A 20,655-nucleotide genomic window follows, 5' to 3' on the forward strand; every position below is an offset into this window, starting at 1 on the left:
CTTTCATGGGGCGGAAGTTGGCCGGGAACGGCGCCGTGACTTCCTTTTTCCCGTGACAAGGCTCCTTCCGTAGGTTCCTGTTGCGGGGATTGCACCGACCGTGTGGTGCATCGCCCGTTCTATTGGGGTTGGCCGTTCAAGAGTGCGGGTAAATCGGCGCCACGGCTATGGCCGGTTTTTCATCGACAGTGAGCAGGATTCGAGCCGGCTGGCGCAGGGAGAGTAGAGCGGGGAGATCGGTCTGCCACCTTGATTCGGGGCAGACCGACGGGGGATTTGTAAGCAGGTTATTCGACGCTTGGAGCTTCAGTAAGCAGATTTGCGCGCTTGCGCGGCCGGGGTAGCGAGGTAACGGGTAATGACCTCGACGCCGCGATTGAGGTGCTGCTTGAGCAATTCGACGGAATGTTCGACATCACCTTCACGGGCGGCTTGCAGCATGGCCCGGTGGTCGTCCTGGGACAGCTTGCCCAGGCCCATGGCCTCGAGATTGAAACGCAGGAAGCGTTCCTCTTCGTTGAGCCCGTCTTCCACCAGACGCAGCAGACGCTTGTTCGGCGCCTTGCTGTACAGGGCCATGTGAAACAGGCGATTGAGCCGGCCGATCTCGGCGTAGTTGTGTTCGGTTTCAAGTTCGGCAATGTAACCGGCGGCGAGCTCGAATTCGGTGCTGGCCAGCAGCGGGATCGACTGGCGCAATGCCTCGGATTCGAGCAGGATCCGCAACTCATAGGTTTCGGTTGCATCACCCTGAATCAGCGCGGCCACTACCGCCCCTTTATGCGTGGTGACGCTCAGCAACTGCTGGGCTTCGAGCTGGCGCAGTGCCTCGCGCACCGGCATGCGGCTGACCCCGAACAGGTCGGCGAGGTCCTGCTGGCGCAGAGCGGTGCCGCACGGCAGACGACCGTCGAGGATCGCCGAGCGCAACGTCTCTTCGATGATCGAACGGGCGAGGTGTGCGGGAATCGGTCCATCGACTTTGATGCTGTCCAGCGGTTTGGGCTTCTGTGTCACGACTACGCACCCTGCCTGTCGACTGAATTTGGATCCAAATGACACTAGTGACTGCTCTACAAGATGTCAAACCGTGTAGAGGTACTCCGTCACAAAAGTTTAGCTCGATAGCGATGATCTCATGGTGCCATTGTTTTTTGGCGGGCTAAGCTTCACCATCAAACGCCTTCTTTCCTGCCTCCTGGAAAACCTGCTGTGGCGGTACGTTTCGCGATCCCCCGGACTCTGCGCTGGCTAGGCTGCGCACTGTTGCTGGCCGGCGTCATGCTGGGCGGCCTGCAGGCCGATTGGGATTTTTCCGCGATCAGCCGCAAAGCCACGGCGCTGTACGGACCGCTGGGCGCCGGCCAGCAACGGATCGATGCCTGGCAAAACCTGCTGGCCACGCAGAAACAGGTCAGCGAGATGGAAAAGCTCAAGGTGGTCAACCTGTTCTTCAACAAACAGGTACGTTATGTAGAAGATATCGATTTGTGGGGGCAGGTCGATTATTGGGAGACGCCCATCGAGGCGCTGTGGAAAGGCGCCGGCGATTGCGAAGATTATGCGATTGCCAAGTATTTCAGCCTGCGCCATCTCGGTGTTTCCAGTGACAAACTGCGCATCACCTACGTCAAGGCTCTGCGCCAGAACCGTGCGCACATGGTGCTGACGTATTACGCCACCCCCGATGCCATGCCGCTGGTGCTCGACAGCCTGATCGATCCGATCCAGCCGGCGTCGCAGCGAACCGACCTGTTGCCGGTCTACTCTTTCAATGCCGAAGGTCTGTACCTGCCGGGGGCCAAGGGCAACAAGAAGGTCGGTGACACCAAACGCCTGTCGCGCTGGCAGGATGTGCTGAAGAAAATGCAGGCCGAAGGTTTTCCGGTCGAAACGACTAACTAGGAGCACGCGCTCAGATGTCTTTGTTCAAACAGCTGTTGATCGCTATCTGTCTGTTCCTCGTGGTCGCCTTCACCGGCAGCTTCATGGTCAGTCTGGAGAGCTCGCGCACCCAGTACGTCAATCAGCTGCGCTCCCACGCCCAGGACGCCGCCACAGCTCTGGCGTTGTCACTGACACCGAATATCGACGACCCGGCGATGGTCGAGCTGTTGGTCAGCTCGATTTTCGACAGTGGCTATTACGCGAGCATCCGCGTGGTCGACCTGAAGACCGACCAGACCATCGTCGAGCGCAGCGGGATTCCGGCGGTGAGCAATGTGCCGGACTGGTTCGTCAAACTGATTGGCCTGGAACCGGCTGGCGGCGACGCGCTGGTCAGCCGTGGCTGGGAGCAGGCGGCCAGAGTCGAGGTGGTCAGCCACCCGATGTTTGCCGTGGCCAAGCTGTGGCAGAGCGCCTTGGGCAGCCTCGGCTGGCTGCTGCTGTGTGGCGCGGTCAGTGCGGTGCTCGGCGCGCTGCTGTTGCGCCGGCAATTGCGCCCGCTGGATTACATGGTCCAACAATCCCACGCCATCGCCCGCCGCGAGTTTCTCAGCCTGCCGGAGCTGCCACGGACCCCGGAATTGCGCCGCGTGGTGCAGGCGATGAATCAGATGGTCGAGAAGCTCAAGGCGCTGTTTCAGGAGCAGGCCGAACGCAGTGAAAAACTGCGTGCCGAATCCTATCAGGACAACCTCACCGGCCTGGCCAACCGACGTTATTTCGAGATGCAGCTGCACAACCGGGTGAGCAACCCGGAACAGGCCAGTTCGGGTTATCTGCTGTTGTTGCGGGTCAAGGATCTGGCCGGACTCAACCAGCGTCTGGGCGGGCAGCGCACCGATGCACTGCTCAAAGCGGTGGGCGAACAACTGTCTCGCGAATGCGCCAAATACCCGGAAACCCAGAACCTCGTCACCCGGATTCGCGGTGGTGAGTTTGCCGTGCTGGCGCCGGGGCTGGTACGCGAGGAAGCGCTGCAGCTGGCGCAGAACCTCGACAGTGCGCTGAGCAGCCTGCACGCCACCGGCGCCACCGATGTGCCGGCCGTGGCTTCCATCGGCCTCGCACCGTTCGCCCACGGCGATTCACCGCAAGCGGTGCTGACCCTCGGCGATCAGGCGCTGGCGCAGGCCGAGGGCCAGGGCGAGCAGAACTGGGCATGTATCGATCAGAGCCTGGTGGCGGAGGTCGGCGACGATCACCATGCCTGGCATCGCTTGCTCGATCAGGCGCTGAATCAACAGCGTTTCGAGCTGTTTTTCCAACCGGTGGTGGCCGCACAGGATCCGCAACTGGTGCTGCACTACAAAGTGCTGTCGCGGCTGCTGGATGATCAGGGCCAGACCATTCCGGCCGGACGTTTCCTGCCATGGCTTGAGCGTTTCGGCTGGACCGCGCGCCTGGACCGATTGATGCTCGAGCGCGTGCTGGAGCAGATGAAAGAGCACGAGGACTCGCTGGCACTGAACCTGTCCTCGGCCACCCTGGCCGATCCGCAGGCGCTGAACAAAGTCTTCGAGATCCTGCGGGCGCACTCCAACCTCGGTGAGCGTCTGACCCTGGAAATCGGCGAGGAGCAATTGCCGGAACAAGCGGTACTTGAGCAATTGACCCGGCGCCTGCGCGAATTGGGCTTCTCCCTGAGTCTGCAGCGCTTCGGCGGACGCTTCAGCATGATCGGCAACCTGGCGCGCCTGGGGCTGGCGTACCTGAAGATCGATGGCAGCTACATTCGCGCGATCGACCAGGAAAGCGACAAACGCCTGTTCATCGAGGCGATCCAGCGTGCAGCGCACAGCATTGATCTGCCGCTGATTGCCGAGCGGGTCGAGACCGAAGGGGAGTTGTCGGTGATTCGCGAGATGGGCTTGTATGGGGTGCAGGGGCAGTTGTTGGGTGAGCCCAAACCTTGGCGGTGAGTCATTGCAAAAGCAACCCTCACCCTAGCCCTCTCCCAGAGGGAGAGGGGACTGATTGGGGAATATTGACGTAATACGCCGACGTGAAAGAGCTCCGCTGAATCCACAATCGACCCGATCTCTCAGGTCGATGTATATCGCCAGCCACCTCGGTCGGCCCCTCTGCCTAAAGGCGACTGATTGGGGAATATTCAGGACGTATGCCGAGGTGAGCGATTTGTTTTGAATCCACAATCGACCCGATCTCTCAGGTCGATGTATATCGCCAGCCACCTCGGTCGGCCCCTCTGCCTCAAGGGGACTGATTGGGGGATATTCCGGCCGTACGCCGCCGTGAGCGATTGGCTTTGAATCCACAGTCGACCCGATCTCTCAGGTCGATGTATATCGCCAGCCACCTCGGTCAGCTCCCTCTCCCTCCGGGAGAGGGCTGGGGGGAGGGGCTTTTGACGTTGGCGTAATCAGATCAACCCGCTCTCTTCCTCATCAATCAACTGGCTCAACCCGCCCAGCGCTTCCCGTGCCTGGGTCCGGTCCATCAACTTGGCCTGCGCCGCCGCCGGCAGGTCGGTGACGCGGATTACGCCTTTCTGGGTCAGCACCTGAATCAGGTCGTCGAGTACCCGAATCATCTCGAAGTCGCTCTGCTTGAGCTGTTTGAGGCTGTTTTCCACGGCCGCGTTGGCGAACCACGCCTCGACTTCATAGTTGTCCGCCGGCAGCGTTTCCGTGGCTTCGGCGTAGGCCGCAGCTTCCACGCGAATCAACTGACCCTGCGCATCACGTTGCACGTAAAACATTGAGCATCCCTCAGAAAGAACCAGCGTCATGCTGTCAGCAGCATAGGCCAACTGCACGCGAGTATGCGGTGCGGCGACGAAATCGTCACCGGCCCGATAGCCGCCAACGTGACGGCCGCCCCGGAGGGCGGCCGTTTGATTCACGTATCAGCTGTTGTTGTGGTCGACCTTGATGGTCGGATCGCTGCCGGCAATCAGGTTGTGAATGTTGGCGCTCGACCAGTTGTTGCCTTCCAGTTTGATCGTCACGTCCGGCGTTGCCGCAGCGGCGTCGGCCGAGTTGAACTTGCCCGCCGTGCTGACTTGCAGCGACGACGTGCCATCGACCGTGGTGATTTTCAGGAAGTTGTCGATGGTGCTGCCGGACTCGCCCTGCAACAGATCACGCAGGTCGATGCGGTCGCCTTCGCTGGCGTTGAAGTCCTTGATCACGTCGTTACCGGTGTCGCCGGCCTTCCAGACGAAGGTATCGGCACCGGAACCACCGATCAGGATGTCGTTGCCCTGACCGCCGATCAGCGTGTCATTGCCGGAACCGCCGAGCAGGATGTCATTGCCTTTGCCGCCATCGAGCACGTCGTTGCCGCCCTGGCCGAACAGGATGTCATTGCCGGCACCGCCCAACAGGGTGTCGTTGCCGTCATGCGCGCCGGACACATCGAACAGCTGATAGTGCTCGGTGATGAACTGGTGCACGTTGCTGGTGGTGACTTTGCTGACGTCGACGCCGGTCTGCTGTGCAACGAATGCCTGCATCGCCTGGTAACCCTCGCCGGCAACGCCGTTGAAGCTCACCAGATCGCCGAACAGAATGTCGTTGCCCTCGCCACCGCTGACGGTGTCGCTGCCCGGCATTGTCGCTTCGGTGTGGCCGATGATCGAGTTGGCCAGATCCTTCGGATCGATATTGGTCTGCGGTGTGTGATCCGAGTCGTACGGTTTCAGATCGTTGAGACTGACACCGCTGTTGATGCCGATGGCCTCGACGTTCGACAGACCGCTGAGCAAGGCGAAGCCGCTGTTGGAGTTAGTCGTGGTGTAGTAGTCGGTACTGTTACCGCTGCCCGCCAGACCGGAGAACTCGTAGGTGCCGTCGCCTTGGGCGTGCAGCGTGCCGAAGTTCTGGTACGACCAGTTGTTGCCGGATTTACTCCACACCGTTACCGAACCGTTGGCGCTGATGTCGATCTGGTGCGTGCTGTCCGGGGTCAGGCTGACCGCGGTCCCCAACTTATAGTTGGCGGTGGTGATCAGGCTGTCGAGCGTCTTGTTGCCGTACAGGTACGGGTTGGTTGATTCGCCAGTCTGATAGTAGGTCGGCTGACCATCGGTGATGAAGTACGTCAGGTTCTTCGCACCGGTGTTGGCGACCGCTTCAGGGCTCTGGAAGAAGTTCGCGGTGGTCTTGAACACATCCTCATAGTTGGTGCCGCCGCCGGACGTCATCGAATCCAGCACGGCCTTGAGCTTGGTCAGCGCGTTCGGGTCGTTGAGGTTCACCGACACCGACTTGTTGACCTGGGTATCGAAGTCCACCAGGAAGATGTTCACCGTGCCCGAGTTGCCACCCATGCTCTGCTTGAGGGTGTTGAACACCGAGGTCAGCGAGTCCTTGGCGGCGTTGATCGACGTCGAGCTCATGCTGCCCGAGCTGTCGACCATGAACGCGATGTTGTAGTTGGTGCCCGGCACCACAGTCAGACCACCGATGTCGGCGACCATGATGTCGTTGCCATCGGTGCCGTTGAAGGTGTCGTCGCCTGAGGTACCGACCACGGCGTTATACACCGCCGGCACCACGCTGACCGGAATGGCCGCGGTGCTGCTGGCCGAGCCGCCGACCAGCTCGGTCGAGGTCGAAGTCACGGTCAGGTTGAACTGGCCGTTGTAGTAGGTCGGCGGGGTCACGGTCAGGCTGCCGAGGTTCCAGCCGGTGACGTTGGCCTCGCCGTTGCTCGCGGTGACGGTGAAGCTGTGGCCGTGGCCGTCGGAGAGTACCGAGCCGACCGGCGCACCGCTGATCTTCACGCTCAGGGTTTCCGAGCCGTCGGTGTCGGTCAGTGCGGTGTTGATCGCCGACAGTTTCACCGTGGTGCCTTCGGCGCCGGTGTTGAGCTTGTAGCCGTCGTAATAGCCTTCGCCGTTGGTACCGTGCAGGTCGGAGACGGTCACGCCGGAGTTCACCAGATCCTGCACGCCGGTGTAGATCGGCACGCCGGCGCTGCTCAGGTCGATTGGCGTGCTGCCGTTGACCGACAGGTTCACGTCATAGCTGCCCGGGCCGCTCTGGTTGTGGTGGTAGATGTCCAGGGTGTAGTAGCCGCTGGTGGTCGGGGTGAACGAACCGTTGATCGTGCCGCCCGCACCCCAGGTACCGGCAGCCACGTTCTTGCCGCCGATGGTGATCAGCAGGCTGTCGTCGGCCACGCCACTGAAGCTGTAGGTCTTGCCGGCTTCCAGATAGATCAGGCCCGAGGTTTTCGAGGCGGTGCCGGCGGCCACGCCGCCGTCCGACTGGACGTTGGTCACGCCGGTGCTGGAGTTCGGGGTGCCGGCGCCGTCGATCACGTTTTTCAACGTGGTCGAGTCCGCGCCGCTACCGCTGGTGCCCAGACCGGACAGGCCGGTCCAGACTTCCTTGATCAGCCCGGTGGACTTCACGCTGTTGTCGGCGACGCTGACGGTCGGCGCATCCGCCACTGGGGTGATGTCGATCTTCACCGTGCCGGTGTTGCCCAGCAGTTGACCGTCGGTTGGCTGGAACTTGAGCTGCGCGTAATCGGCCTGGTTGTTGCCCATGCCGTTACCGCCGTAGCCATTGACGCCCGACTCGTTGGCATCCGGCATGAAGCGCAGTTTGCCGGCGTCGATGTCAGCCTTGCTGAAGGTCTGGTTGTTGGCGACGTCTTTCCAGGTCGAGCCGTCCAGGTACTGCAGTTTGCCTTCGCCCGGCAGCTGGGTGATTTTCACGCCCAGGCTGCTGGCCGGGCTGTCGACGTCGGTCACCCCGAAGGTCGACCAGCCGAGGATCAGCGGGGTGTCTTCGGTGCCGGTGACGTTGACCGGGGCCGCGACCGGCGCATCGTTGACCGCCACCACGTTGACCGTGGTGGTCGCAGTGTTGGAGTAGTTGCCGCCATCGGTCACGGTCACGGTGATGATCCGCGGCACGGTGCTCGGGTCTTCACTGCTGTTGGTGAAGCTGATGTTCTTGATGGCCTGCATGTAGTCGGCCAGCGTCGCGTTGCCCGACAGAGTCAGGGTCACGGTGCCGTTGGTGCTGTTGGCATTGATGGTGATGCCATTGACGCTATTGCCCAGGTTCAGCGCATCGCCGTCCTGACGGTTGGTCAGCACGATGGTCGCGCCGGTCAGCATGGTGCTGTCCGGATCGGTGATCGTCAGGTCAGTGTCGGCAATCGACACGCCGGCGCCCGGGGTGTTTTCGGTGAAGGTCACCTTGTAGTCGGCACCGGTCGCGCCGCTGGAGTTGTTGGCGTCGAGGTCGATGACCGGTGGCGCATCGTTGTCGATGATCGAGGTGCTGACGCTGCCGTTGGTGCTGCTGACGGCCAGGTTCTCGAAGTTGCCGCCGGTGGCCGAGTCGATCTTGACCACGAAGTTTTCAGTGCCTTCGGTGATCTTGTCATCGATGGTCGCGACGTTGAACTGCGCGCTGCTGGCGCCCGCCGGAATCTTCACGGTGTACACGCCGGTGAAGTCCGAGCCGTCGGCGGCGGTGCCGCTGTAGACGATTTTCAGGGTCACGTCGGTTTGCGCCGGGTGCGTCAGGCTGACCGTGTAGCTGGCGGTCTGGCCTTCGGTCACCGAGCTGCTGCCGGTGATGCTGACGGTGGTGGTGTCGATGGTATCGGCGACGCTGGTCACCGCCGGCGTGGTGCTCGGTACCAGATTCTCGAAGTTGCCACCGCTGGCGTTGGTGATGGTTGCCTGCACGGTGCCGGCGTCTTTGTAGACGTCGTCCGCTGGCGCCGGCACGGTCACGGTGCCGGTGGTCTTGCCGGCGTCGATGGTGATCACCGAACCGTTCGACAGGGTCACGGTCACTGGCGAGCCAGCGGCGTTGCTCAGGGTCGCGGTGTAGGTGATCTGCCCACCTTCGTTCACCGCCGGGGTCGCGCTCAGCGACAGGCTGGTGGTGTCGACGGTGTCGGTCACGGTGGTGCTGACCGGAGTCTTGTCGGCTACCAGGTTCTCATAGTTACCGCCGCTGACGTTGGTGATCGAGTTGGTCAGCGGTGCATGACCGGTCAACACGTCGTTTGGCGCAATGGCGGTTACGGAGCCAGTGGTCTTGCCGATGTCGATGGTAATGGTCTGGCCGTTCGACAGACTCACGGTGACTGGCGAACCGGTGACCGGCGCGCCGACAGTGGCGGTGTAGGTGACGGTGCCACCTTCGGCCACGGTACCGGTGGCAGTGAGTTTCACGCCGGTGGTGTCGATGGTGTCGGTGACGCTGGTCACGGCTGGCGTGGTGCTCGGCACCAGATTTTCGAAGTTGCCACCGGTGGCGGACTTGATCGTTGCCTGCACGGTTCCGGCGTCTTTGTAGACGTCATCGGCTGGTGCAGGGACGGTCACGGTGCCGGTGGTTTTACCGGCGTCGATGGTGATCACGGCGCCGTTACTCAACGTCACGGTGACTGGTGAGCCGGCAGCGTTGGTCAAGGTTGCGGTGTAGATGATCGAACCGCCCTCGGCCACGGTGCCGGTCGCGGACAGCGACAGGTTGGTGGTGTCGATGGTGTCGGTTACGGTGGTGCTGACCGGAGTTTTGTCGGCTACCAGGTTTTCGTAGTTGCCGCCGCTGACGTTGGTGATCGCGTTAGTGATCGGCGCGTGGCCGGTCAGCGCATCGTTCGGCGCCGTGGTGGTCACGCTGCCGGTGGTTTTACCCACTTCGATGGTGATGTTCTGGCCGTTGGCCAGGGTCACCACAACCGGCGAACCGGTGACTGGCGCGCCGACGGTCGCGGTGTAAGTCACAGTGCCGCCTTCCGCCACCGAGGTGTCGGCGGTCAGCTTGACGGTCGAGGTGTCGATGGTGTCGGTGACGCTGGTCACGGCTGGCGTGGTGCTGGTCACCAGGTTTTCGAAGTTGCCGCCGGTAGCGGACTTGATCGTTGCCTGCACAGTGCCGGCGTCTTTGTAAACGTCGTCTGCTGGCGCTGGAACAGTCACGGTGCCGGTGGTTTTACCGGCGTCGATGGTGATCACGGCACCGTTGCTCAACGTCACGGTGACTGGTGAGCCGGCAGCGTTGGTCAGGGTCGCGGTGTAGACGATCGAGCCACCTTCAGCCACGGTACCGGTCGCGGACAGCGACAGGTTGGTGGTATCGATGGTGTCAGTGACGGTGGTGCTGACCGGAGTCTTGTCGGCGACCAGGTTTTCGTAGTTGCCGCCGCTGACATTGGTGATCGCGTTGGTGATCGGCGCATGACCGGTCAACACGTCATTTGGCGCGGTGGTGGTCACGCTGCCGGTGGTTTTACCCACTTCGATGGTGATGTTCTGGCCGTTGGCCAAGGTCACCACAACCGGCGAACCGGTGACTGGCGCACCGACAGTGGCGGTGTAAGTCACGGTCCCGCCTTCTGCTACCGAGGTGTCGGCAGTCAGTTTGACGGTCGACGTGTCGATAGTGTCGGTGACGCTGGTCACGGCCGGGGTGGTGCTCGGTACCAGATTTTCGAAGTTGCCGCCGGTGGCGGACTTGATCGTTGCCTCAACGGTGCCAGCGTCTTTGTAGACGTCATCGGCGGGTGCTGGGACGGTCACGGTGCCGGTGGTTTTGCCAGCGTCGATGGTGATTACGGCGCCGTTCGAAAGGGTCACGGTGACAGGCGAACCGGCAGCGTTGGTCAGGGTGGCGGTGTAAACGATCGAACCGCCCTCGGCGACCGAGTTGGTAGCGCTCAAGGACAGGTTGGTTGTATCGATGGTGTCGGTCACAGTAGTGCTGACCGGGGTTTTGTCAGCCACCAGGTTTTCGTAGTTGCCGCCGCTGACATTGGTGATCGCGTTGGTGATCGGCGCATGACCGGTCAGCGCATCGTTCGGTGCAGTGGTGGTCACGCTGCCGGTGGTCTTGCCGACTTCGATGGTGATGTTCTGGCCGTTGGCCAGGGTCACCACAACTGGCGAACCGGTAACCGGCGCGCCGACGGTCGCGGTGTAAGTCACGGTGCCGCCTTCTGCTACCGAGGTGTCGGCAGTCAGTTTGACGGTCGAGGTGTCGATGGTGTCGGTGACCTGAGTCACCGCCGGCACGCTGCTTGGTACCAGATTTTCGAAGTTGCCACCGGTAGCGCTGGAAATGGTCGCTTCGACTTTGCCGGCGTCCTTGTACACGTCGTCAGCCGGAGCCGGAACGGTCACGGTGCCGGTGGTTTTACCGGCGTCGATGGTAATCACCGCGCCGTTGCTCAAGGTCACGGTGACTGGAGAGCCAGCGGCGTTGGTCAGGGTCGCGGTGTAGACGATCGAACCGCCCTCGACGACCGTATTGGTGGCGCTCAGGGACAGGTTGGTGGTGTCGACAGTATCGGTGACGTTGGTCGAAACCGGAGTCTTGTCGGCGACAAGGTTTTCGTAATTACCGCCGCTCACGTCAGTGATCGCGTTGGTAATCGGCGCATGACCGGTCAACGCATCGTTCGGCGCCGTGGTGGTCACGCTGCCGGTGGTTTTACCCACTTCGATGGTGATGTTCTGACCGTTAGCCAGGGTCACCACAACCGGCGAACCGGTAACTGGCGCGCCGACAGTGGCGGTGTAGGTCACGGTCCCGCCTTCCGCTACCGAGGTGTCGGCGGTCAGTTTGACGGTCGAGGTATCGATAGTGTCGGTGACGCTGGTCACCGCCGGCGTGGTGCTCGGCACCAGGTTCTCGAAGTTGCCGCCGGTGGCGGATTTGATTGTTGCCTCAACGGTGCCGGCGTCTTTGTAGACGTCATCCGCTGGCGCTGGAACAGTCACGGTGCCGGTGGTTTTGCCGGCGTCGATGGTGATCACGGCGCCGTTGCTCAACGTCACGGTGACTGGCGAACCGGCAGCATTGGTCAGGGTCGCGGTGTAAACAATCGAGCCGCCTTCGGCCGCGGTACCGGTCGCGCTGAGCGACAGGTTTGTGGTGTCGACGGTATCGGTCACGTTAGTGCTGACCGGAGTTTTGTCAGCCACCAGATTTTCGTAGTTACCGCCGCTCACGTCAGTGATCGCGTTCGTAATCGGTGCATGACCGGTCAACGCATCGTTCGGTGCAGTGGTAGTCACGCTGCCGGTGGTTTTACCCACTTCGATGGTGATGTTCTGGCCGTTGGCCAGGGTCACTACAACTGGCGAACCGGTTACCGGAGCACCAACGGTCGCTGTGTAGGTGACGGTGCCACCCTCTGCAGCGGAATCGGTCGCGGTCAGTTTGACCGTGGTGGTATCGATGGTGTCGGTCACATTGGTGACCGCCGGAACGGTGCTTGGCACCAGATTCTCGAAGTTGCCGCCGGTAGCGGACTTGATTGTTGCCTCAACGGTGCCGGCGTCTTTGTAGACGTCGTCAGCCGGAGCCGGAACGGTCACGGTGCCGGTGGTTTTACCGGCGTCGATGGTGATCACGGCGCCGTTACTCAACGTCACGGTAACCGGCGAACCGGCAGCGTTGGTCAATGTTGCGGTGTAGATGATCGAACCGCCCTCAGCGACCGAGTTGGTGGCGCTCAGGGACAAGTTAGTGGTGTCGACAGTGTCGGTGACGTTGGTCGAAACCGGAGTCTTGTCGGCGACAAGGTTTTCGTAATTACCGCCGCTCACGTTGGTGATTGCGTTGGTGATCGGCGCGTGGCCGGTCAACGCATCGTTTGGCGCAGTGCTGGTTACGGAGCCCGTAGTCTTGCCGACTTCGATGGTGATGTTCTGACCGTTAGCCAAGGTCACCACAACCGGCGAACCGGTGACTGGCGCACCGACAGTGGCGGTGTAAGTCACGGTCCCGCCTTCTGCTACCGAGGTGTCGGCAGTCAGTTTGACGGTCGAGGTGTCGATGGTGTCGGTGACGCTGGTCACAGCTGGGGTTGTGCTGGAGACGAGATTTTCGAAGTTGCCGCCGGTAGCGGACTTGATGGTTGCCTCAACAGTGCCGGCGTCTTTGTAGACGTCATCGGCGGGTGCTGGGACGGTCACGGTGCCGGTGGTTTTACCGGCGTCGATGGTGATCACGGCGCCGTTCGACAGGGTCACGGTGACTGGCGAGCCAGCGGCGTTGGTCAGGGTAGCGGTGTAAACAATCGAGCCACCTTCGGCCACGGTACCGGTCGCGGACAGCGACAGATTGGTGGTGTCGACAGTGTCGGTGACGTTGGTCGAAACCGGAGTCTTGTCGGCGACAAGGTTTTCGTAATTACCGCCGCTCACGTCAGTGATCGCGTTGCTAATCGGCGCGTGGCCGGTCAACGCGTCATTCGGTGCGATGGTGGTCACGCTGCCGGTAGTCTTACCGATTTCGATGGTGATGTTCTGGCCGTTGGCCAGGGTCACCACAACCGGCGAACCGGTAACTGGCGCGCCGACAGTGGCGGTGTAGGTCACGGTCCCGCCTTCCGCTACCGAGGTGTCGGCGGTCAGTTTGACGGTCGAGGTATCGATAGTGTCGGTGACGCTGGTCACAGCCGGAGTGGTGCTGGTCACCAGGTTTTCGAAGTTGCCGCCGGTGGCGGACTTGATCGTTGCCTCAACGGTACCGGCGTCTTTGTAAACGTCGTCAGCTGGCGCTGGAACAGTCACGGTGCCGGTGGTTTTACCGGCGTCGATGGTGATCACGGCGCCGTTCGACAGCGTCACGGTGACTGGCGAACCGGCAGCGTTGGTCAGGGTGGCGGTGTAAACAATCGAACCGCCTTCCGCGACGGTGCCAGTGGCAGTCAGCGACAGATTGGTGGTGTCGACAGTATCGGTGACGTTGGTCGAAACCGGAGTCTTGTCGGCGACAAGGTTTTCGTAATTACCGCCGCTCACGTTAGTGATTGCATTGGTGATCGGTGCATGACCGGTCAACGCATCGTTCGGTGCGATGGTGGTCACGCTGCCGGTAGTCTTACCGACTTCGATGGTGATGTTCTGGCCGTTAGCCAAGGTCACCACGACCGGCGAACCGGTAACTGGCGCGCCAACAGTGGCGGTGTAGGTGACGGTGCCACCCTCAGCCGCAGACTCGGTCGCGGTCAGTTTGACCGTGGTGGTGTCGATGGTATCGGTCACGTTGGTGACCGCCGGAACAGTGCTTGGCACCAGGTTCTCGAAGTTGCCACCAGTAGCGCTGGAAATGGTCGCTTCGACCTTGCCCGCATCCTTGTAAACATCATCGGCCGGCGCTGGAACGGTCACGGTGCCGGAGGTCTTACCGGCCTCGATGGTGATCACCGCGCCATTGGACAGGGTCACGGTGACGGGTGTGCCGGCCGGATTGGTCAGGGTCGCGGTGTAGACGATCGAGCCACCTTCGGCCACCGAATCGCTGGCGGTCAGGTTCAGGTTGGTGGTGTCGACGGTGTCCGACACCGAGGTGTTCGCCGGGGTCTTGTCGGCCACCAGGTTTTCGTAATTGCCGCCAGCAACCTTGTCGATGGCGACGCTCAGCGAGCTGCCGCCCGCCAACGGGCTGTTCGGTGCCACGAAGTTCACGCTGCCGGTGGTTTCACCGACGGCGATGGTGATGGTCTGGCCGTTGGACAGGGTCACCACCACTGGCGCGCCGGTGACCGGTGCGGTCACGGTCGCGGTGTAGACCACGGTTTCGCCTTCGGCGACGTTGGCGGTAGCGGTCAGCGCCACGGTGGAAGTGTCGATGGTGTCGTTGACCGTGGTTACAGCCGGAGTGTTGCTGCTGACCAGGTTCTCGAAATCGCCACCGGTCGCGCCCTTGATGGTCGCTTCAACGGTGCCGGCGTCCTTGTAGACGTCATCTTTCGGCGCATCGACGGTCACGGTGCCGCTGGTCTTGCCAGCGTCGATGGTAATCACCGCGCCATTGCTCAAGGTCACGGTCACCGGAGTGCCGGCGGCGTTGGTCAGAGTGGCGGTGTAGGTGATTTGCCCGCCTTCGTTCACCGCCGGAGTCGCGCTCAGCGACAGGTTGGTGGTGTCGACGGTGTCGATGACGGTGGTGCTGACCGGCGTCTTGTCGGCGACGAGGTTCTCGTAGTTGCCGCCGCTGACGTTGGTGATCGAGTTGTTCAGCGGTTCGTGGCCGTTCAGCGCATCGTTTGGTGCAGTGGTGGTCACGGTGCCGGTGGTCTTGCCGACTTCGATGGTGATGGTCTGGCCGTTGGCCAGGGTCACCACGACAGGCGAACCGGTCACTGGTTCGCCTACGGTAGCGGTGTAGGTGACGGTGCCGCCTTCAGCCACCGAGTTATCGGCGCTGAGCTTCACGGTCGAAGTGTCGATGGTGTCGGTGACTTCGGTAACAGCCGGAACGGTGCTTGGCACCAGGTTCTCGAAGTTGCCGCCCGCAGCATCCTTGATCGTGACTTCGACCTTGCCGGCGTCTTTGTAGACGTCATCGGCGGGCGCCGGAACGGTCACGGTGCCGGTGGTTTTGCCAGCTTCGATGGTGATGATGGAGCCGTTGCTCAACGTCACGGTCACCGGAGTGCCCGCCGGATTGGTCAGGGTCGCGGTGTAGATGATCGAACCGCCTTCAGCCACGGTGCCAGTGGCGGTCAGCGACAGGTTGGTGGTGTCGACGGTGTCGGTGACAGTGGTGCTGACTGGAGTTTTATCAGCCACCAGATTTTCGTAGTTGCCACCGCTCACGTCGGTGATCGCATTAGTAATCGGCGCGTGGCCGGTCAGCGCATCGTTTGGCGCGGTGGTGGTCACGGAGCCAGTGGTTTTGCCCACTTCGATGGTGATGTTCTGACCATTGGCCAGGGTTACTACGACCGGAGAGCCGGTTACCGGCGCACCGACAGTGGCGGTGTAAGTAACGGTGCCACCTTCAGCGGCCGATTCGGTCGCGGTCAGCTTCACCGAGGTAGTGTCGATCGTGTCGGTGACTTCGGTAACAGCCGGAACGGTGCTAGGCACCAGGTTCTCGAAGTTGCCGCCGGACGCATCCTTGATGGTCACTTCAACTTTGCCGGCGTCTTTGTAGACGTCGTCGGCAGGCGCTGGAACGGTGACGGTACCGGTGGTTTTACCGGCCTCAATGGTAATTACCGAACCGTTGGACAAGGTCACTGTGACTGGCGAGCCAGCCGCGTTGGTCAAGGTCGCGGTGTAGGTGATCGAACCGCCCTCGGCGACCGAGTTGGTGGCGCTGAGCGAAAGGTTGGTGGTGTCGACGGTGTCGGTCACTGTGGTGCTGACAGGGGTTTTGTCGGCCACGAGGTTTTCGTAGTTGCCGCCCGTGACGCCGGTGATCGAGTTGGTCAATGGTTCGTGACCGGTCAGCGCATCGTTTGGCGCGGTGGTGGTCACGGAGCCAGTGGTTTTACCGACTTCGATGGTGATGTTCTGACCGTTGGCCAAGGTCACCACAACTGGCGAACCGGTTACTGGCGCGCCGACGGTCGCGGTGTAAGTCACGGTCCCGCCTTCAGCCACCGAGGTGTCGGCGGTCAGTTTGACGGTCGAGGTGTCGATGGTGTCGGTGACGTTGGTGACGGCCGGGGTGCTGCTGGTCACCAGGTTTTCGAAGTTGCCGCCGGTGGCGGACTTGATCGTTGCCTCAACGGTACCGGCGTCTTTGTAGACGTCATCCGCTGGCGCTGGAACAGTCACGGTGCCGGTGGTTTTACCGGCGTCGATGGTGATCACGGCGCCGTTCGACAGGGTCACGGTGACAGGTGAGCCGGCAGCGTTGGTCAGGGTCGCGGTGTAGACGAGCGAACCGCCTTCGGCCACGGTGCCAGTGGCACTCAGCGTCAGATTGGTGGTGTCGACGGTGTCGGTGACGGTGGTGCTGACCGGGGTTTTGTCGGCGACCAGGTTTTCGTAGTTGCCGCCAGTTACGTCAGTAATGGCGTTGGTCAATGGTTCGTGACCGTTCAACGCGTCATTCGGCGCTGCAGTGGTCACGCTGCCGGTGGTCTTGCCGACTTCGATGGTGATGGTCTGACCGTTGGCCAGAGTCACAACAACCGGCGAGCCGGTCACTGGCGCACCAACGGTAGCGGTGTAGGTGACAGTGCCGCCCTCGGCAACCGAAGTATCGGCGCTGAGCTTCACAGTCGAAGTGTCGATGGTGTCGGTGACTTCGGTAACAGCCGGAACCGTGCTCGGTACCAGATTCTCGAAGTTGCCGCCCGCAGCATCCTTGATTGTGACTTCAACTTTGCCGGCGTCCTTGTAGATGTCATCGGCTGGAGCTGGAACGGTCACGGTGCCGGTGGTTTTGCCGGCCTCGATGGTAATTACGGAGCCGTTGCTCAACGTCACGGTCACCGGAGTGCCGGCCGGGTTGGTCAGAGTGGCGGTGTAGACGATCGAGCCGCCTTCAGCCACGGTGCCAGTGGCGGTCAGCGACAGGTTGGTGGTGTCGACGGTATCGGTGACGGTGGTGCTGACCGGGGTTTTGTCGGCGACCAGATTTTCGTAGTTGCCACCGCTCACGTCAGTGATGGCGTTGGTGATCGGCGCGTGACCGTTCAACGCGTCATTCGGCGCTGCGGTGGTGACGGTGCCGGTGGTTTTGCCAACTTCAATAGTGATTGTCTGACCGTTCGCCAGAGTCACAACCACTGGCGAACCAGTCACTGGCGCTCCGACGGTTGCGGTGTAGGTGACAGTGCCGCCCTCGGCCACCGACGTATCGGCGCTCAGTTTGACGGTCGAAGTATCGATGGTGTCAGTAACCTCGGTCACGGCCGGAACGCTGCTCGGAACGAGGTTCTCGAAATTGCCACCAGTGGTACCAGTGATGCTGACTTCTACCTTGCCGGCATCTTTGTAAACGTCATCGGCAGGCGCCGGAACGGTCACGGTGCCAGTGGTTTTACCCGCTTCGATGGTAATGACGGAGCCGTTGCTCAACGTCACGGTCACCGGCGTACCGGCGGGATTGGTCAGGGTCGCGGTGTAAACGATCGAACCACCTTCAGCGACGGAGCCTGTGGCGCTCAACGTCAGGTTGGTGGTGTCGACGGTGTCAGTCACGGTGGTGGTGACTGGAGTTTTGTCGGCCACGAGGTTTTCGTAGTTGCCACCGCTCACACCCGTGATCGAATTGCTCAGCGGCGCCTGACCGTTCAACGCATCGTTCGGTGCGGTGGTGGTCACGCTGCCGGTAGTTTTGCCGACTTCAATGGTGATGGTCTGACCATTGGCCAGGGTCACGACCACCGGCGAACCTGTTACCGGCGCGCCTACGGTGGCGGTGTAAGTGACAGTGCCGCCCTCGGCTACCGAAGTGTCAGCGGACAGTTTTACCGTCGAGGTATCAATGGTGTCGGTGACTTCGGTGACAGCCGGAACGCTGCTCGGTACCAGATTCTCGAAGTTGCCGCCGGTGGCGCCGTTGATGGTTACTTCGACTTTACCGGCATCTTTGTAAACATCGTCAGCCGGGGCTGGAACGGTCACGGTGCCGGTGGTTTTACCGGCCTCGATGGTGATCACCGTGCCATTGCTCAGGGTCACGGTGACTGGCGAGCCGGCAGCGTTGGTCAGGGTCGCGGTGTAGACGATCGAACCACCTTCAGCGACGGAGTCAGTGGCGCTCAACGTCAGGTTGGTGGTGTCGATGGTATCGGTGACGGTGGTGCTGACCGGAGTTTTGTCAGCCACCAAATTCTCGTAGTTGCCCCCACTGACGTTGCTGATGGCGTTGGTCAGCGGCGGGTTGCCGGTCAACGCATCGTTCGGTGCAGTGGTGGTCACGGTGCCGGTGGTTTTGCCGACTTCGATGGTAATCGTCTGGCCGTTGGTCAGGGTCACAACCACAGGCGAACCAGTCACTGGCGCGCCAACCGTGGCGGTGTAAGTGACAGTGCCGCCCTCAGCGACCGAGGTGTCGGCGCTCAGTTTGACGGTCGAGGTGTCGATGGTGTCGGTGACTTCGGTGACAGCCGGAACGCTGCTCGGCACCAGGTTCTCGAAATTGCCGCCAGTGGTGCCGGTGATGCTGACTTCGACTTTGCCGGCGTCCTTATAGACGTCATCGGCTGGCGCCGGAACAGTCACGCTGCCGGTGGTTTTACCGGCCTCAATGGTGATCACCGAGCCGTTGCTCAACGTCACGGTCACCGGAGTGCCGGCCGGGTTGGTCAGGGTCGCGGTGTAAACGATCGAACCGCCTTCGGCCACAGTACCGGTGGCGCTCAGCGACAGGTTGGTGGTGTCGATGGAGTCGGTAACGGTGGTGGTCGCTGGCGTGGTGTTCGGCACCAGGTTTTCGAAATTGCCGCCCGTTGCGCCAGTGATCGTGGTGCTGACGGTGCCACCGTTGTTGTAGACGTCGTTCGGTGCGGTCGGCACGTTGACGGTGCCGGTAGTCTGGCCGGCTGCGATGGTGATGGTCGAGCCGTTGGACAGGGTGACGGTGACCGGCGTCTGCGCCGGGTTGGTCAGGGTCGCGGTGTAGGTGATCTGGCCACCCTCGACCACCGTGCCGGTCGCGGTCAGGGTCAGGTTGGTGGTGTCGATCGAATCGGTGATGGTGGTCACCGCTGGTGTGGTGTTCGGCACCAGGTTTTCGAAATTGCCGCCAGTGGCACCGGTGATGGTGGTGCTGACGGTGCTGCCGTTGTTGTAGACGTCATTCGGCGCGGTCGGCACGTTGACGGTGCCGGTGGTCTGGCCGGCTTCGATGGTGATGGTCGAGCCGTTGGACAGGGTGACGGTGACCGGCGTCTGCGCCGGGTTGGTCAGGGTCGCGGTGTAGGTGATCTGACCGCCTTCATTGACGCTGTTGCCAGCGGTCAGGGTGACGGTAGTGGTGTCGATGGTGTCGGTGACCTGAGTCGTCGCCGGGGTGGTCGGCGGGGTCACGGTGATGCCGTTGCCGCCGCTGGTGCCGGTGACGGTCACGTCGATCTGGGTCGGATCGTTATAAACGGTGTCGTTCGGTGCCAGCGGCACGTTGACACTGCCGGTGGTGGAGCCGGCTGGAATCACGATCACCGAGCCGTTGGACAGGGTGATGGTCAGGTCGGTCAGCGGCGCCTGGGTCAGGGTCGCGGTGTACACCAGCACGCCGCCGGCTTCGGTGATGGTCGGCGTGGCGCTGAGGCTCAGGGTCGAGTCACGCAGGGCGTTGGTGGTGGTGTCGGTGGTCTGGCCGCCAGTGATGTTCTGCGCTGCCTGCGCAGCGCCGTTGATCCCCGCAGTCGGGAAGCCAATGGTCGGGTCGACGCGGCCGGCAGTGGCGTCGAGCATCACGAAGCTGTGACCGCCCCCGGCGGCACCGCCCGTGCCTGCGGCGCTCGGGCCAGCAGCGGTGGCATCCAGCGCGGTGGTCGGGTCGGCACCGGCGGCAATGGCCTGCTGCAGCTCGGCTACAGAAGGCGCGGCTTGCGCGGTGGCTTCGGCCAGGTCAGTGCTGGAGTCGGGCGCACTGGCGCTCCACTGAGTGTCGCGACCCAGATCGAGGGTGCGGCCATCCGCCAGTTCCAGTGACACAGCGCCGGAGAGACCAGTGTCGATCTGATCGCCGACGAACAGGCGATCGCCTTCAACGAGCACGCGACGTACACCCTCAGGGGAGACCACGAATACCTGACCGACAATGCTTTTGACGATGGCAACAACACTGCTCATTGATGACTCTCCGGGGTGTTACGTTCAGTTGACTTCCATTGCCTGATGGCTTCGGTGCCGATTCAGTCTGGACGTACTTTAAAAATTTGCGAATCAAGTTTGACGCTGCTTTCCGTCAATATTTTGGCTAGATTCTTTCGTTATTAACTTTATGCCAAACTATTGACCTTATGGGTGCCATCCTAAACAATCGCCCCACTAATGTCACA

General features: G+C 61.8%; 5 protein-coding genes. 2 read left to right on the plus strand and 3 right to left on the minus strand.

The window, feature by feature from the left end:
• Positions 1-306: 306 nt before the first annotated feature.
• Positions 307-1,017 (minus strand): GntR family transcriptional regulator, encoded by a 711-nt coding sequence (locus ACXR0M_RS09660; RefSeq protein WP_458831689.1) that lies wholly within the window; start codon positions 1,015-1,017, stop codon positions 307-309.
• A 195-nt stretch (positions 1,018-1,212) separates the two neighbouring features.
• Here ACXR0M_RS09660 and lapG point away from each other — a divergent pair, with 195 nt between their 5' ends.
• Complete coding sequence (lapG, locus tag ACXR0M_RS09665; protein ID WP_458831690.1) at positions 1,213-1,905, plus strand: cysteine protease LapG; 693 nt, start codon at positions 1,213-1,215, stop codon at positions 1,903-1,905.
• A 14-nt stretch (positions 1,906-1,919) separates the two neighbouring features.
• Positions 1,920-3,866, plus strand: a complete 1,947-nt coding sequence (gene lapD, locus ACXR0M_RS09670) for a cyclic di-GMP receptor LapD (protein WP_458831691.1) — start codon at positions 1,920-1,922, stop codon at positions 3,864-3,866.
• Positions 3,867-4,327: 461 nt separating this feature from the next.
• On the opposite strand, the gene ACXR0M_RS09675 is transcribed toward lapD, so the two are convergent.
• Together ACXR0M_RS09675 and ACXR0M_RS09680 are read right to left on the minus strand one after the other, a co-directional pair.
• Positions 4,328-4,666, minus strand: a complete 339-nt coding sequence (locus tag ACXR0M_RS09675; RefSeq protein ID WP_458831692.1) for a tryptophan synthase subunit beta — start codon at positions 4,664-4,666, stop codon at positions 4,328-4,330.
• 147 nt (positions 4,667-4,813) lie between these two features.
• Positions 4,814-20,446 (minus strand): LapA family giant adhesin, encoded by a 15,633-nt coding sequence (locus ACXR0M_RS09680; RefSeq protein WP_458831693.1) that lies wholly within the window; start codon positions 20,444-20,446, stop codon positions 4,814-4,816.
• Between the last annotated feature and the right edge of the window lie 209 nt (positions 20,447-20,655).

The organism is Pseudomonas sp. Eth.TT006 (assembly GCF_054456575.1).

Coding starts and splice junctions, on each gene's coding strand:
- ACXR0M_RS09675 (WP_458831692.1), bottom strand. CDS start 4,666: ATGTTTTACGTGCAACGTGATGCGCAGGGTCAGTTGATTCGCGTGGAA.
- ACXR0M_RS09680 (WP_458831693.1), bottom strand. CDS start 20,446: ATGAGCAGTGTTGTTGCCATCGTCAAAAGCATTGTCGGTCAGGTATTC.
- lapD (WP_458831691.1), top strand. CDS start 1,920: ATGTCTTTGTTCAAACAGCTGTTGATCGCTATCTGTCTGTTCCTCGTG.